This is a genomic window from Marinobacter sp. F3R11, assembly GCF_003318275.1.
Taxonomy (GTDB): domain Bacteria; phylum Pseudomonadota; class Gammaproteobacteria; order Pseudomonadales; family Oleiphilaceae; genus Marinobacter.
On record NZ_QOCH01000009.1, the window covers coordinates 83,867 to 98,902 of the forward strand.

Annotated in this window: 16 protein-coding genes; 11 read left to right on the forward strand and 5 right to left on the reverse strand. The window is 54.7% G+C overall.

Annotated features, from left to right (window positions below; genetic code table 11):
• The first annotated feature begins 1 nt into the window (after position 1).
• Genes DS878_RS03135 through DS878_RS03160 form a run of 6 tightly spaced genes read left to right on the forward strand, consistent with a single transcriptional unit; the run spans position 2 to position 4,501 of the window.
• Positions 2-1,150, forward strand: coding sequence for a homoserine O-acetyltransferase (locus DS878_RS03135; RefSeq protein WP_113814488.1), 1,149 nt, complete (start codon positions 2-4; stop codon positions 1,148-1,150).
• A complete protein-coding gene (gene metW, locus DS878_RS03140; RefSeq protein WP_113814489.1) occupies positions 1,147-1,749 on the forward strand; it encodes a methionine biosynthesis protein MetW in 603 nt (200 codons plus the stop codon). Before DS878_RS03135 ends, metW begins: the two co-directional genes overlap by 4 nt.
• A complete protein-coding gene (locus tag DS878_RS03145; RefSeq protein ID WP_410003449.1) occupies positions 1,749-2,207 on the forward strand; it encodes a DUF4426 domain-containing protein in 459 nt (152 codons plus the stop codon). Before metW ends, DS878_RS03145 begins: the two co-directional genes overlap by 1 nt.
• A 7-nt stretch (positions 2,208-2,214) precedes the next feature.
• Positions 2,215-2,814 carry an RdgB/HAM1 family non-canonical purine NTP pyrophosphatase gene (rdgB, locus tag DS878_RS03150; protein WP_113814490.1) on the forward strand — a complete coding sequence of 200 codons (600 nt, stop codon included), beginning with the start codon at positions 2,215-2,217 and terminating at the stop codon, positions 2,812-2,814.
• 5 nt (positions 2,815-2,819) lie between these two features.
• Positions 2,820-3,968: a radical SAM family heme chaperone HemW gene (gene hemW, locus DS878_RS03155; RefSeq protein ID WP_261977569.1), complete on the forward strand. Its 1,149-nt coding sequence runs from the start codon at positions 2,820-2,822 to the stop codon at positions 3,966-3,968.
• Positions 3,968-4,501 carry a hypothetical protein gene (locus DS878_RS03160; RefSeq protein ID WP_113814491.1) on the forward strand — a complete coding sequence of 178 codons (534 nt, stop codon included), beginning with the start codon at positions 3,968-3,970 and terminating at the stop codon, positions 4,499-4,501. Before hemW ends, DS878_RS03160 begins: the two co-directional genes overlap by 1 nt.
• A 44-nt stretch (positions 4,502-4,545) precedes the next feature.
• Here the strand turns inward: DS878_RS03160 and trmB are convergent, their stop codons facing one another.
• The 3 genes from trmB to DS878_RS03175 all read right to left on the reverse strand — a co-directional run bounded on the left by trmB (position 4,546) and on the right by DS878_RS03175 (position 7,196).
• Positions 4,546-5,262, reverse strand: a complete 717-nt coding sequence (gene trmB / locus DS878_RS03165; protein WP_113814492.1) for a tRNA (guanosine(46)-N7)-methyltransferase TrmB — start codon at positions 5,260-5,262, stop codon at positions 4,546-4,548.
• A 71-nt stretch (positions 5,263-5,333) separates the two neighbouring features.
• Positions 5,334-6,860: a YifB family Mg chelatase-like AAA ATPase gene (locus tag DS878_RS03170; RefSeq protein ID WP_113814493.1), complete on the reverse strand. Its 1,527-nt coding sequence runs from the start codon at positions 6,858-6,860 to the stop codon at positions 5,334-5,336.
• An 81-nt stretch (positions 6,861-6,941) separates the two neighbouring features.
• On the reverse strand, positions 6,942-7,196 hold the full coding sequence (locus DS878_RS03175; protein ID WP_113814494.1) for an accessory factor UbiK family protein: 255 nt from the start codon (positions 7,194-7,196) through the stop codon (positions 6,942-6,944).
• A gap of 396 nt (positions 7,197-7,592) precedes the next feature.
• Here DS878_RS03175 and glnK point away from each other — a divergent pair, with 396 nt between their 5' ends.
• The 5 genes from glnK to DS878_RS03200 all read left to right on the forward strand — a co-directional run bounded on the left by glnK (position 7,593) and on the right by DS878_RS03200 (position 13,337).
• The gene (gene glnK / locus DS878_RS03180) at positions 7,593-7,931 is read left to right on the forward strand and encodes a P-II family nitrogen regulator (protein ID WP_071264623.1); all 339 of its coding nucleotides are present in this window, start codon (positions 7,593-7,595) and stop codon (positions 7,929-7,931) included.
• Between the two features lie 70 nt (positions 7,932-8,001).
• Positions 8,002-9,270 (forward strand): ammonium transporter, encoded by a 1,269-nt coding sequence (locus DS878_RS03185; RefSeq protein ID WP_113814495.1) that lies wholly within the window; start codon positions 8,002-8,004, stop codon positions 9,268-9,270.
• A 170-nt stretch (positions 9,271-9,440) separates the two neighbouring features.
• Positions 9,441-10,307: a DUF4123 domain-containing protein gene (locus DS878_RS03190; RefSeq protein WP_187298718.1), complete on the forward strand. Its 867-nt coding sequence runs from the start codon at positions 9,441-9,443 to the stop codon at positions 10,305-10,307.
• Positions 10,307-12,166 carry an alpha/beta hydrolase gene (locus DS878_RS03195; RefSeq protein WP_113814497.1) on the forward strand — a complete coding sequence of 620 codons (1,860 nt, stop codon included), beginning with the start codon at positions 10,307-10,309 and terminating at the stop codon, positions 12,164-12,166. The genes DS878_RS03190 and DS878_RS03195 overlap by 1 nt, the downstream gene beginning before the upstream one ends.
• Positions 12,153-13,337, forward strand: coding sequence for a WD40 repeat domain-containing protein (locus tag DS878_RS03200; protein ID WP_261977570.1), 1,185 nt, complete (start codon positions 12,153-12,155; stop codon positions 13,335-13,337). The genes DS878_RS03195 and DS878_RS03200 overlap by 14 nt, the downstream gene beginning before the upstream one ends.
• 51 nt (positions 13,338-13,388) lie before the next feature.
• On the opposite strand, the gene DS878_RS03205 is transcribed toward DS878_RS03200, so the two are convergent.
• Complete coding sequence (locus DS878_RS03205) at positions 13,389-13,886, reverse strand: DUF6231 family protein (protein WP_261977571.1); 498 nt, start codon at positions 13,884-13,886, stop codon at positions 13,389-13,391.
• A gap of 95 nt (positions 13,887-13,981) precedes the next feature.
• Entirely contained in the window at positions 13,982-14,863 is an 882-nt protein-coding gene (gene speE / locus DS878_RS03210) for a polyamine aminopropyltransferase (protein ID WP_113814499.1), read from the reverse strand.
• Between the last annotated feature and the right edge of the window lie 173 nt (positions 14,864-15,036).

The window sequence follows — 15,036 nt, forward strand, 5'->3', positions numbered from 1 at the left end:
GATGCCCGATTCCCTACCTGTGGATTCTGTCGGGATAGTCACCCCGCAGACTTATCATTTTGAAACGCCAATAGAACTGGCGTGCGGACAAACACTGGAACACTATGATCTGGTGGTTGAGACCTATGGCGAACTTAACGCTGATCGCAGCAACGCTGTGCTCATCTGCCATGCCCTGAGCGGAAACCACCATGCTGCCGGCTACCACTCCAAAGGTGATCGCAAACCTGGCTGGTGGGACACCTGCATAGGGCCGGGCAAACCTGTAGATACCAACCGTTTCTATGTTGTCAGCCTCAATAACCTGGGTGGCTGTCACGGCAGCACTGGCCCAAACTCTGTGAACCCGGCTACGGGCAAACCTTATGGCCCCGACTTCCCGGTTGTTACAGTCAGTGACTGGGTGAAGAGCCAGGCATTACTGGCAGATCGCCTGGGCATTGAATGCTGGGCAGCCGTAGTAGGCGGCTCTCTCGGTGGCATGCAAGCGTTGCAATGGAGTCTGGATTATCCGGGCCGCCTTAGACATTCCGTGGCAATCGCCTCAAGCCCACGCCTGACCGCGCAGAACATTGCATTTAACGAGGTAGCGCGCCAGGCCATCACCTCAGATCAGGAATTCCATGACGGCCGGTACTATGATTTTAATACCTTGCCACGTCGCGGCCTGATGCTGGCCCGGATGGTAGGCCACATCACCTACCTCTCCGACGCTTCCATGGGTGAGAAATTTGGCCGTGAGCTAAGAGACCAGGCCTACAAGTTTGGCTACGATGCTGAGTTTCAGGTGGAAAGCTATCTGCGTTATCAGGGTGAACGCTTCTCTGAGGTTTTCGATGCCAACACCTATTTGCTGATGACCCGGGCGCTGGACTATTTTGACCCTGCTTTCGAGTTTGGCGGCGACCTGTCAAAAGCCCTGGCCAAGGCCACCTGTGAATTTCTGGTGCTGTCATTCAGCACTGACTGGCGCTTTACACCAGCCAGATCTGAAGAAATGGTAAACGCCATGATCTCCGCCCGCCGGAAAGTCAGCTATGCGGAGATTGATGCACCCTGGGGCCACGATGCCTTCCTGATTCCAACTCCGCGCTACACTGATATTTTCACCGCGTATATGGATCGTGTTGCCAGGGAGGTCGGGGCATGAGAGCTGATCTGGAAATCATTCAACAATGGGTAAAGCCCGGCGATCACGTTCTGGATCTTGGTTGTGGCGATGGCACCCTGCTCGATTTCCTCAAGCAGGAACGCAATGCCAGCGGCTTCGGCCTTGAGATCAACCCGGATCACATCACTACCTGCATGAACCGTGGCGTTTCAGTAATAGAACAGAACCTTGATACTCAGGGGCTGGACAACTTTGAAGACAACAGCTTCGACATTGTTCTGATGACACAGGCGCTACAGGCAGTGCGCAGACCGGACAAGGTTCTGGATGAAATGCTCCGCCTTGGCAATGAGGGCATAGTTACCTTCCCGAACTTCGCTCACTGGCGCCTGCGCTGGGGACTGGCCCTCAGCGGTCGCATGCCGGAATCCGACGCGCTGCCGTATAAATGGTATAACACCCCCAATATACGCCTATGTACCTTCAAGGATTTTGAGGCCCTGTGCCGCCAGAAAGGTATTTGCATCAAAAGCAGACGTGTAGTGGATGGCCAGCATCAGAACAACTGGCTGGCTCGCTTTTGGCCAAACCTGTTGGGAGAAATCGCCATCTACCGTATTTCCCGGGAGAAAATATAATGATGAACAAAGCTCTGCACAGTCTTCTTGCCGTGGCGACAACTGTGTTGCTTGCCGCCCTGCTCAGCGTTCCAGCTCACGCCGGCTCTGAGGATTTCGGAGAGTATCAGGTGCACTGGAGCGTACTACCTAGCACCTTCCTGACACCGGAAACAGCAAAAGCCAATAAGCTGCAACGCAGCAGAGGCATTGGTATCGTCAACATCGCCATCATGCAGGAGGACGAAAACGGCATCCTCAAGCCCGTATCAGGCCAGGTGGAAGGCAAAGTCTCAAACGATATCCAGCAGGTGAAGTTTCTGGCATTCCGCAGAATACAGGAAGGCGACTCTGTCTATTTTATTGCCCAGTACCAGTATTCGTCGGGAGAATTGCTGACATTCAATATCACTGCCCGTCCTACCGGTCATAGCCAGGATTTACCGGTACGATTTGCCCACACTCTCTTCAGCGACTGAGCGAACCATGTCTGAGCAACTCGTCATAGCCAGTAACAACAAAGGCAAAATCAGCGAATTCGCCCATCTTCTGGCACCACTGGGGCTGATCCCGGTTGCTCAGGGCGAACTTGGTGTAAGCGAAGCCGAAGAGCCTGCGGTCACATTTATAGAGAACGCTATTCTTAAAGCCCGCCACGCAGCAAGGGAAACCGGCCTGCCGGCACTGGCTGACGACAGTGGCCTGGCCGTCGACGCGCTTGGCGGTGCCCCCGGAGTCCGCTCGGCCCGTTACGCCGGTGCCGGCGCCTCCGATCTCGACAACCTGAACGCGCTTCTAAAAGCCATGACAGATGTTCCAGACGGCCAGCGCGGCGCACAGTTTCATTGTGTGCTGGTATACCTTCGCCACGCCGATGACCCTACACCAATTGTGTGCCATGGCCGATGGCCTGGCTCTATTCTCAGGGCGCCGCAAGGCGAGGGTGGATTCGGCTATGACCCGATATTTCTTTGCCCGGAAAAGAACTGTAGCGCCGCTGAGCTGACCCGGGGCGAGAAGAGCCGCATAAGCCATCGGGGACGGGCGCTGGAATTACTTATGAGCCAGCTCAGGCCGGAGTCCTGACGCCAGTGACAACGCCCACTCCGGCACCGGTCAGGCCACCTCTGAGCCTGTATATTCATGTGCCCTGGTGCGTGCGGAAATGCCCCTACTGCGACTTTAACTCCCACGCTGTCCACAACGACATCCCTGAATCCGCCTACCTGAATGCTCTGCTTGAAGATCTGGACCAGGATCTTGCGTTCGCAGATGAGCGACCTGTCCAAACAGTCTTTATTGGCGGAGGAACACCCTCGCTGATGAGCGGTGATTTTTACAGAAAGCTGTTCGCCGGACTCTCCAGTCGGCTGACTTTCGCAGAGAACGCGGAAATTACACTGGAGGCCAACCCGGGTACCCTGGAAGAAGGCCGGTTTGAGGCTTTCCGTGACGCCGGCATCAACCGGCTATCTATCGGCGTACAAAGCTTCAACCCCGTACATCTGAAAGCTCTGGGCCGCATACATGACAGCGCAGCCGCACATCGTGCGATTGATACAGCGAAAAAAGCCGGATTTGATAATTTCAACCTGGACCTGATGCACGGCCTGCCCGGCCAGACCCCCGAGGAGGCGCTTGCGGATCTTCAATCAGCCATGGGCCATGAGCCTCCGCACCTGTCCTGGTACCAGCTGACACTGGAACCCAATACGGAGTTTTACAGCCGGCCACCAGACCTGCCAGACGACGACCAGCTCTGGGAAATATACCAGGGCGGCAGCGAATATCTGCACCGGCAAGGCTTCAGCGACTACGAAATTTCAGCCTGGTGCCGTGAGGAAAAAGCCTCGCGACACAATCTGAACTACTGGTCATTCGGGGACTATATGGCGCTGGGCGCGGGAGGTCACGGTAAAGTCAGCCTGCCAGACGGTACAATCAGACGCTACTGGAAAACGCGACAACCTGACGCCTACCTGAACAGAATCGGCAGTCGCACAGCCGGAAACGACAACATTAAGGCAGCAGAACTCCCTCTGGAGTTCCTGATGAACGCACTGCGTTTGAGAAAAGGTGTGGATGAAAGCCTTTTTTATGAACGTACGGGTTTACCCCTGACATCCGTTGGGGTACAACTTGGGAAGCTGCGAGAAGATAAATTGCTGGTTCATGACCGGCTTCAGGCAACAGACCTGGGGCAAAGGTACCTGAACAGTCTTTTGGAGCGTTTTCTGTAATGGATACGGAAAAGGGATTATCGGCCTTACCTAAAAGCCTGAAAGCCGGGCTGATCGCAACTCTGGTTCTGCTGGCAGCCTTACTGGTGATCAATCAGCCGCTGAAAACCGGGCCAGCACACCAGGGTATTGTCAGCTACCAATTGGCGGGGAACGCCGAGCAGGCGCTGGCCATTGTACAAAGCTGGGGGGCCGAAGGGCTGCGATGGGCAAAACTGTCACTGTGGGTAGACTTCCTGTTTATCCCCCTCTACTGCCTTACCTTGATAATGCTGACGCGGCATTGCACTCTGGACAGGCCAGGCGTTCGCGAACGCAACGTCGCACGCTGGATCCGGACACTGTTTATAACCGCAGGCCTGGCCGATGTAACAGAAAACGTGTTGCTTCTGAATAACCTGGATGCGCCTACGGATGCCATCAGCCTTGCCGCCACTCTAAGCGCCCTTGCCAAGTTTACCGCCTTGACTTTAGGCATCGCAGGGCTGGTAATTATCCGGGCAGCCAGGCGCCATCCGTTGGCGCCTGGCTGAGCCGGGTCACAAAACCAGGACTTCAGAGAGCATGTACCAATGGTTTAGTTGGTGCGGCGAAACAGCAGATCCCATACACCATGGCCCAGATTCTCTCCACGCTTCTCAAACTTGGTTACCGGACGATATTCAGGCCGCGGTGAATAACCGCCCTGCTCCTGAGTATTGGCGAACCCCTCCGCATCGCCCATCACCTCAAGCATGTGCTCTGCGTAGTTTTCCCAGTCTGTGGCGAGGTGCAGGATGCCACCCACCCTCAATTTGTGACGGATACGCTGAACAAACCCGGGCTGAACCAGCCGGCGTTTGTTGTGTTTCTTTTTGTGCCAGGGGTCCGGGAAAAAAACCATAACCTGATCCAGACAGGCATCCGGCAAACACAGGTCGATAACGTCGTTCGCATCTATGTTATAAACACGAACATTCTCCAAGCCGCGATCCTCGATCTCCTTGAGCAGCGCCCCAACACCGGGCAAGTGCACTTCTGCACCGATAAAATCCTGCTCGGGCGCAGCTTCTGCCATCTCCGCCAGAGAACGCCCCATACCGAAACCGATTTCAAGATTGAGCATGGCTTCCCGGCCAAAAACCTGGCGCGGATCAATCATGCCGTCTTCACGGGTCAGGCCAAATCTGGGCCAGCTGCGTTCATAAGCTTTTTTCTGCCCCTCAGTCATACGCCCCTGACGCAGCACAAAACTGCGAATTCCACGACGTGTGGTCACAGGGGAATCACTGCGAGGATCTTTCTTGTCAGTCATCTGCAATCCTTATCCGCAGGCTGCGGGTTTGATTAACGGAATTTGGACACAGTTTACCAGAGTAGGAGGGATCAAGCGGAGACCACAGAACTGCTCCCCGTCTGGCGATCCAGCTGACGGTATCCGAGAGCTTCCACAAGGTTCCGGTGAGCCACGGCGTCACTCCCTTCAAGATCTGCCAGGGTTCGGGCTACGCGCAGAATCCGGTGCAATGCCCGGGCAGATAACCCTAATTTCTCCATGGCGCCGGAGAGCAGTTTTTCTCCGGACCGGTCCAGGTTGCACGCTTCCTGCAACTCGCGTCCGGACAAGGTGGCATTAACGCAACCCCGCCGCGCCTGGCGATCCCTGGCAAGCGCCACCCGTTTCCGCACCACCGCACTGCTCTCACCGTCACCGCCAGACTGCATCAATACATCGCCACCTTGCACCGGCACTTCTACGTGCAGGTCAAACCTGTCCAGCAAAGGGCCCGAAATTTTTGAGCGGTAACGCATGACTTGCTGAGGCGTACACTGGCATTCGATGGTGGGGTGACCACTATAACCGCATGGACAAGGATTCATCGCGCCAACGACCTGAAACCGTGCAGGAAAATTAACCTGTCGAGCCGCCCGGCTAATGGAAATTTCTCCGGTTTCCATGGGCTCTCGCAGTACTTCCAGCACGCGGCGCTCAAACTCCGGCAACTCATCAAGAAACAGAACACCGCGGTGTGCCAGGGAGATTTCTCCGGGTCTGGGGCTACTGCCACCCCCAACCATAGCCACCGCCGAGGCAGTGTGATGTGGAGACCTGAACGGAGGCTGGCGCCAGCCTCCCTCTCTCAATGGCAATCCCGCAACCGAGTGCACACTGGCGACTTCCATGGCATCGTCATCGGTCAGATCAGGCAGAATGCCGGGCAAGCGGCCAGCCAGCATGCTCTTGCCTGTACCCGGAGGACCAAAAAACAAAAGATTATGAGCGCCGGCCGCAGCTACCTCCAGCGCTCGCCTCGGGACACTCTGGCCACGCACATCAGCAAGATCCAACATGCCGGAAGCGACAGAAGATTCCGGCGCAGTTCGCTGCACAGGAACCAGTTGCCCCCGGCCACACAGGTGTTCACAGACCGCAAGAATATGACCTGCGGCCAACACATCATTCTGACTCGCAAGTGAAGCCTCGTCTGCGTTGGCCTGGGGCACCAGCAACCTCCGCCCCTCTCTGCGCGCGGCCAGCACGGCTGGCAGAACGCCCTTGAGCGGTCGAAGTGCACCATCAAGAGAGAGCTCTCCGAGGAATTCACAGGAGGACAAGCTTTCCGCCGGAATCTGCCCCGAGGCGGCTAAAATACCCAGAGCGATTGGCAAATCAAAGCGTCCGCCCTCTTTGGGCAGGTCAGCAGGAGCAAGGTTAATTGTTATTCTGCGGGCGGGAAATTCAAAGCCTGCATTCAGCAAGGCACTTCTCACTCTTTCCCGGCTTTCACGCACGCCGGTTTCTGGCAGGCCAACGATGGAAAGCGCGGGCAGGCCGCCAGAGAGGTGAACCTCAACGGTGACTTCTGGTGCAGAAACTCCAATGCTGGCACGGGAGTGGACAACTGCAAGCATAACAACCTTCCATGGTTTCAGAAATCAGTAGGTGCCGGGACAACCCGACCGCTCCGGCTTCCTGCCGGGAACATCCCAAGTTTACTGGGTTTTCAGAGACTGCTCCAGATCAGCCACTCTCTTTTCAAGGGCCTCGACTTTCTCGCGGGTTTTCAAGAGCACCGCTTGCTGAGCATCAAACTCTTCACGGGTTACCAACTCCAGCCGCGACAGAACCGCCATAACCGTAGCGCGCGCCTGGGTTTCAAAATCTTCGCGCGCAGCACGCGCCATATCCGGGACAAATTGGCCGAATTGCCCCTGTAACTGGGCGAATATATCCTGTGGACCTTTCACGAATCACCTCACTGGTTCAAATAAATGCCCGGCGTCAACCAAAAGAAAAAATAGTCCCGCAGCCGGTTTGCAGGAGTGTATCACACCGCCAGCCCTGCCATACTGTGTGCGGTAAGCACTATAATAGTCCTGCCATTCTATCGGGCCTGCTCCGATCTGGTTCACGAGATGGTGTGGCGCACTATTTTGGTGCAAAAGCTGACATTCAAACTTGAGTTCAAGCACCACGGAAACACACTAAGATATTGTTTTTGAGTTATTTTTTTGCGTTGGCATACCCGGTGCTATAGCTCTCGTACGCAATCCGCACAATTGACGTGCGAAGCGGCAGCACCCCGAACTCAACAACTGGCCGTTGGGCTCTCACGTTGAGACGGTTTTACCAAGGAGAAAGCAATGAAACTTGTGACAGCGATCATTAAGCCTTTCAAGCTGGATGATGTCCGTGAGGCACTTTCCGAGATAGGCGTACAAGGCGTAACCGTCACTGAGGTCAAAGGCTTCGGGCGGCAAAAAGGTCATACAGAACTTTATCGTGGCGCGGAATATGTAGTGGATTTTCTGCCAAAGGTTAAAGTGGAAGTTGCCATTGGCGACAACCTGCTGGACCAGGTAATCGAGTCGATTACCAAAGCAGCCAATACCGGGAAAATTGGCGACGGCAAGATTTTCGTGACCGAACTGCAACAGGCTATCCGGATCCGGACAGGCGAAACAGGCGAAGAAGCGGTCTGATCCTGATCTGACCACCTAACTGCCAACGCAAAAAAAACCAATTTGAAGTGCCTCGTGCGGAGGGCATCCTATGGAAAACAATCTTTTTCACCTGCAGTATGCAATAGATACCTTTTATTTCCTGGTATGCGGCGCCCTAGTAATGTGGATGGCCGCTGGCTTTGCCATGCTCGAATCAGGGCTGGTACGAGCAAAAAATACCACGGAAATTCTAACCAAGAACGTCGCACTCTTTGCCGTTGCCTCCATCATGTATCTGGTGTGTGGCTACGCAATCATGTACGACGGCTCCCTGCTGCTGGCTGGCATCGAAAACACTGATCCCACCTCAGTACTGGGCGATTTCGCTTCCCGTGAAGATGGCTTCGAAGGCGGCTCTATCTACTCTGGAGCATCGGACTTCTTCTTCCAGGTAGTGTTTGTGGCCACGGCCATGTCGATTGTCTCTGGTGCGGTTGCCGAGCGCATGAAGCTCTGGGCATTCCTGGTTTTCGCTGTCGTAATGACCGGCGTAATCTACCCACTGGAAGGCTCCTGGACCTGGGGCGGCAACGACGTCTTCGGTATGTACAACCTGGGCGACCTTGGCTTTAGCGACTTTGCTGGTTCAGGCATCGTTCACCTCGCTGGTGCAGCTGCTGCACTTGCCGGTGTTATCCTGCTTGGTGCCCGTAAAGGCAAATATGGCCCTAACGGTGAAATCCGCGCTATCCCTGGTGCCAACCTGCCGCTGGCGGCTCTGGGTACCTTCATCCTCTGGATGGGCTGGTTCGGCTTCAACGGTGGCTCCGTGCTGAAACTGGGCGATATCGCCAGTGCCAACTCAGTTGCCATGGTATTCCTTAACACCAACGCAGCAGCAGCCGGCGGTGCGATCGCAGCACTGATCACAGGTCGCATACTGTTTGGCAAGGCTGACCTGACCATGCTCCTCAACGGCGCCATTGCGGGCCTGGTAGTTATCACTGCAGAACCTTCAACACCCACTGCACTGATCGCAACCCTTTGGGGCGCTCTGGGCGGCATCGCTGTTGTATTCAGTGTTATCATGCTGGACAAGCTGCGCATCGATGATCCTGTCGGCGCAATCTCTGCTCACGGCGTATGTGGCCTGCTCGGCCTGGCACTGGTTCCCATCACTAACTCCGACGCCACCTTCAGCGGCCAGCTGATTGGCGCTATCACCATCTTCGCCTGGGTATTCCTGGCAAGTCTGGTAGTCTGGGGCATCATCAAAGCTGTGATGGGCCTGCGAGTCAGTGAAGAGGAAGAGTACGAAGGTATTGATCTGTCCGAGTGCGGCATGGAAGCCTATCCGGAGTTCGTCAACAGCAAATAACACACGCTGAGCGAACGCAAAAGGGGTGCCTGAAAAGGCACCCCTTTTTTATTTCCGGGAACCAGGTTGCTCAGCAACACACCCTGAAAATCCGACAGATGACAGTGTTTCCACGTTCAGCTACTATCACTCTGCATTTACTGGTCATCTAAGGATAGATGAAGGCAGCCATGAAGGATTTCCCAGCCGTGAGCCCGGAGGCTCAGACTCCCATTGTATTTCACCATCACTCAAATTCGCCGGGTGAAGATACCTGCGGGTATCTGATTGATCAGGCGAAACATCCCGACACTTTGCGCCGGCTGTTTGAGCACGACCCCATCCCGGTTTACGACTTACCGTATATTCATTCGGAATACCGGGAGCAGGCCTGCGACGGGCCCGTGATTATCCAGCCCACCACCGCCTGGAGTGAAAAATGGCTTCAAGACTGGGTGACCGAAGGCAAAGCGCTGGCAGTGCATGGAAAAACACTGGCGCTGGAGGAAATACGGGACCATTTTGTCAGCCTGAATACCGTGAGCACTCCCAATGGAGACAGCCTTTTCCGTTACGCAGACCCGGCCGCACTCGGCAGCCTTGCAGAATCGCTATCACCTCACCAGCGTGAACGGATTCTCGGCCCGCTAACAGCAATCCGCGGGCACTATGCTGGTACCAGCTGGACGCTCACAAGAGAGCAGCCCTCAGTACCTCAGGACAAACTGCAAAAGCAACGCAATCTGCCTCTTGAGCTGACACAGGAAAATCTCTTATCCGTAGAAGCCTATCGCCGCAATTTGCTGGCCGAAGCTCTGGCAAATAATAATGGGCTGGATGCCCACACTGTTTTTTCCTGGTTCCGGCAACTGGAAGCACTCGGCGCACCGAGTGAGCAAGGCCTGGTAGAGGGAAGCGAATTACTGATATCCCGGGGCTTTACCCAAGCACTGAGCGACGAGGAGCTCACCACCATACGTACAGCCAGACAAGGAGACTGCTGGTCGGACACACTGGACGCGATTGCTACACTATCGGACTCACAGGAGGGAACCTGATGACAGCCACAAGCAACCTGCCCTTTTCACCCAGCACCGCTCCTCTGGGGGCCCATGGTGCGCCAACGTGCAAACACGAAACCGCAAGCGTGCTATTGCGCCGCTGTGACAACCTCGGGCGGCCCAGGGCTTTTATTAATGCCGGTAGTATCAAGGATGAGAGCGGTAAATTTGTAACAGCCGAAATACAAAAGGGCACAGAACATACTCCCGAAAATGCAGAGGCCCGCTTCGCCCAACTCGTTACAGGCAAAGCGAAATGGCACTGGCCTGCAGAGCCGGAAGGCGAACATTTAATCGGGTTCGATACCGTGAGCGAACAGCGCCGCTTTGCTCCCGGCGAGGCCCTCAGTGAAGGCGTAGAGCTGACTGTTATTCAGGGCGAGCGTAAGGCAACGGCGATACACCTTCCGCCTCCAGTGGTCATTGACTTACGGGAAGAGACTCCCGCTTCGACCGACTTGCTAACGAACGAACAACTGGATTATTTCCGGGCAAACGGCAACAACGCCCTCGTCTTTATACACGGCTACAACGTTCCCCACGGAGAATGGGGAAAACTTGGCTGGCATTCCAGCAAGGCAACAGTCTGGCAAGATCCGCAAACGGTGAATGACGAGTATCTGAATGGTGCCGGAGCCCATAACTGGGCGGTCCATATGGAGTACCGGTTAAACCGTGCAGCGGGTTTCGATGGCGAAAACTGGATGCCCTATAGCCGCATCATAAATATTTCCTGGCCCGGGAATACGGGCGCCACTGATTTCATGCAGGCGGAACTCAATGCAATGGCAGCCGGACGGCGCCTGGCGCCCCTATTGCAACAGTTGGCAGGTGCAGGTATCGCCATCAACCTGATATCTCATTCCCTCGGAGCACGGGTGGCGCTTACCGCTCTGAATATTCTTGGCACTGTCGGGAAACCCAATATGGTCGACCACCTGTTTCTCTGGCAACCCGCAGTAGCCGACAATGCTCTCACCAACGACAGCAACCGCGACGTGCACCCCCTGGGTCTTGGTGTATTCCCATCCGCCCACAAAACAGCCCGAAAAATCGTTGTACTGCACTCCCGTGGCGACGGTATTCTCGGGCCTGACAGTAACGAAAGTAATGATTGGTGGTGGAGACTTCTATCGCCGGCATCCTGGGCGGTGGCTGAAGCATGGGGCCTGGCAACCGCAGACGACCCCATGGATGAAATACTTGGCAAGTTACGGGGCGCTTATGATAAAAAATGGTGGACCTTCCCGAGCTTTCTCGACAATGGATTTGGACCGGCTATAGAAAAGCTGTACAAAAACTACCTACCGCTTACATTCGAGGCCCGGCCGCCCGCTCCCCGGATGATCGCTCACAGGCCTCCATCCGAGGTTCCATATTTCCGCCTGAAAAATAAGGTAAAGGAAAACTGGGCAAGGTTAGAAAAAGACATCCTTACCGAAGCTGACGCTTTGTGGCAGCCTTGTATCGATTGCCTGCGCAAGGGTGAAAGACCGCCCGAATATACATTGCTCGCCCCTCTGAACCACCGGGCCAGCATCAGCCCCCAGGTGGCCAGGGATTATGTTTTGCGCTTGAAAAAACTGGCGGTGAATAACTGGTTTCCGGAACAAGCGCCGCGGCCTGCGTTGGGATATGTGGGGTTTAAGAAAATAACTGATGAGCAAGGAATAGAGTTCGACAGGTTCCTTTATGAGTCTATGAATAACGGTAGTTTTATCCCAGTCGACCAAAGCCAATGGCTTTCAAGCCACTCAGGGATGCGGATTCCCAGCGAGGAAGTGTTCAAGCGTTCATATGAAACAGCAATCATGCGTCGTATCATTAGCGAAGGAGAAGGCTTTGGTCAGTACTAAACACAAAAAAATGTACTGGATTGGTACGATCTTTGGTGCTTTCATAATCTTCAGCATACTACTGAATTTTGTCCTTCAGAGAGTCTGGGCCGCCCCCATTATGTCCATGGGTGTATCCGAGTCTGGCCGCTACATCATCAGCGCCCACAGGAATAACAACCTTATTCTCTGGGATCTACATGAGAAGAAATGGAGCACACTATCCAGTAAAGCCAACCTCTACAGTGCCAATTTTGTGCCGGGCACAACTGCGTTTTTATGGCAAGATACGGACAATGTCGTTACCGTCCAGACCACAGATGGTGAAGTATTGAGACAGTTCAAACACTTCCCAACCTACGGTCACGTTATCAGTAGCGACCTTAAAACCTACTTGTCTGCGGATGAGAACTGGAATGTATTTTCCGGTTATGGTGATACGAAACACCCTGTTCTCAACGATGGTGTCGTCCCCGGTTTTATCAGCGCCGGCAAGCTGCTCAACCTTTCCATGGACCGAAACATTACTTTCTTTCTGACGGCCGGATTCGATGATGACCATTCGGCGATTTCTAAGTCTTCGCCGCTGAACAACAGCCAGAGGTTTTCAAAATATGGTGGCGTCACACTCTGGGATGCTGAAACAAAACAGCCCGTTGCAAAGCTACGCGGCAACTCTTCCAAAACCCACGCTACCATCAGTCCGGATGGGCAGTGGGTAGTCAGTGCAGATGAGGCAGGAATAGGGCTATTCTGGAACACCAGCCAACCAAAAATCCGACACCGGCTGGCATCATACTACGGCGGCATTTACCTTGATGACTCGCCTTATGAAACCGGTGACCCCCGAAACTGGGACAACAGTGAGCTAATCAAAGCCCCCCCAGGTCTAAACGACTTCACCATCGCCGTCGCCTTCATCCACAACAGCGAGTATTACCTCCGCTTTGGCAACAACAGCCACATGGCGGCTCTGTTCAAAACCGGCAGCCCCTGGCCTGTGAAGTATTTTGATCTGGGAGAATCCCCAAAACTGGTCACCTACGGCAGCCAATACTCCCGCAACACCGCCATCGCCACGTCGCCCGAGGCAGGCATTCTCGCGATGGGGCACCAGTCTGGCGGTGGTATCAGTGTGTACCAGTTTGACCCGGACGAACTGGCACTGGAGAGGGTCTGGGTGGTGGAATAGGTGCCCGAGTCAATCCGGCTGCACGGGGCCGGGGTCATCTCAGGCTATCGCTTACCAGCGTGCCTTGTCCCACATTTCCGGGTTAGCCCAGAACCGGGGGTTATTCCAGTCTCGTCGCCGGTTGTAACTATCGATGTTGTAGGTATACAGAGTACGCGCTGGAGTCCCCTCCAGATACGCCTGGCGCTGGAAGCCCAGGCCAAGAAGATCACTCAGTTGCCAATCCGAATCGTCGGTCATAATCACGGCTATCCGGTGCGTGCCAAAATTGCGTAGCTGGCCGAGCAACAGAGTACCTTCCGCAAAACTCAATTGCTCAAGAGCGCCCTCAATCAGAGCCAGGTCGTAGGTATGGGACAACGGCAAACCATTCTGGGACTCTGAGAGCAATAGTTCGGTGTAGTGCCTGTCCGGATGCTGTTTATGCCAGGCACGGCCCAGACGGACCGGCAGTGTGCCGCATACCAGCAGTGTATCGGGCTGACAATTGTCCAGGGTTTGCGCAAGCGCCTGTTGAGGCGTCATACAGGATTCGTTTCGCTCTATCACTTTAACCACTCCCATGAAGGTGCTGGCAGAGCGTACCCGTCCGACCCGGACCAACTGACGATATCGCAGATCTGGAGGGTCGGGGAGCCCCTAAATCAGCCTTCTGTAGGCCGCACTTCATCTTCCAGGGCATCAATCATGAACTGAGGCATAGCCAGAGCGCCATGGTGAATTCCGGAGTTGTAGTAGCGGGTTACAAACGGACGGTTGTTCACATCATCTTCACGGAAATACTTCAGCGGGTTGTCTTTACTGGCCATGGTGCAACTCCACCAGCCGGTGGGGTATACGGGCTGAGGGAACGGCAAAGTCTGAATGTGACTGAAGCCAGCTTTGCGCATGTCGCTGTGAATATCTTTTATGATGGTATCGGTATGCAGCAGCGGCGATTCGCTCTGCTGCACAATGATGCCGCCCTCACCCAGGGCCAGCATGGCATCACGATAGAAATCCAGAGCAAACAGGCCTTCTGCGGGGCCGACCGGGTCGGTGCTGTCAATAATGAGGATATCGATACTGCCGGGGTCCACTTCCCGCATCCACTGTATGCCATCGCCAAAGAAGAAGTTGGCCCTTGGGTCATCGTTGGATTCACACAGTTCAGGGAAGTATTCCTCGGATGTGCGGGTAACGCGCTCGTCAATTTCAACCTGCCAGGCCTCTTCCACATCCGGGTGTTTCAGAACTTCTTTCAGGGTGCCGCAATCCCCCCCACCAACGATCACAACTTTTTTCGGTTTTTTGTGGGTAAACAGGGCCGGGTGAGTCATCATCTCGTGATAGAGAAAGTTGTCGCGGCTGGTAAGCATTACACACCCGTCCAGCACCATCAGATTGCCAAAGGTTTCGGTTTCATAGATTTCCAGCTTCTGAAACTGAGTCTGCTCTTCATGCAGTTTCTGTTTCACCTGCAGTGAGAATGCGGTTCCCTGATTCTGAAATATCTCGGTAAACCAGTTGTTGTTCAGCGTGGTCATGGTGCTCTCCTGAGAAACCTGGGTGCTATGTCCGAAATGCGTATTGTAGGGGTGCGAAGCAGCCAGCCAAAGTATTAGTTGGTAATTGTCAGGGTTTAGCCGTGTTACTCATCAGATTAACAGCAGCGGAGGCTTTATGGCACAAGGGCCAGGCCCTACAATACCAGCCATTC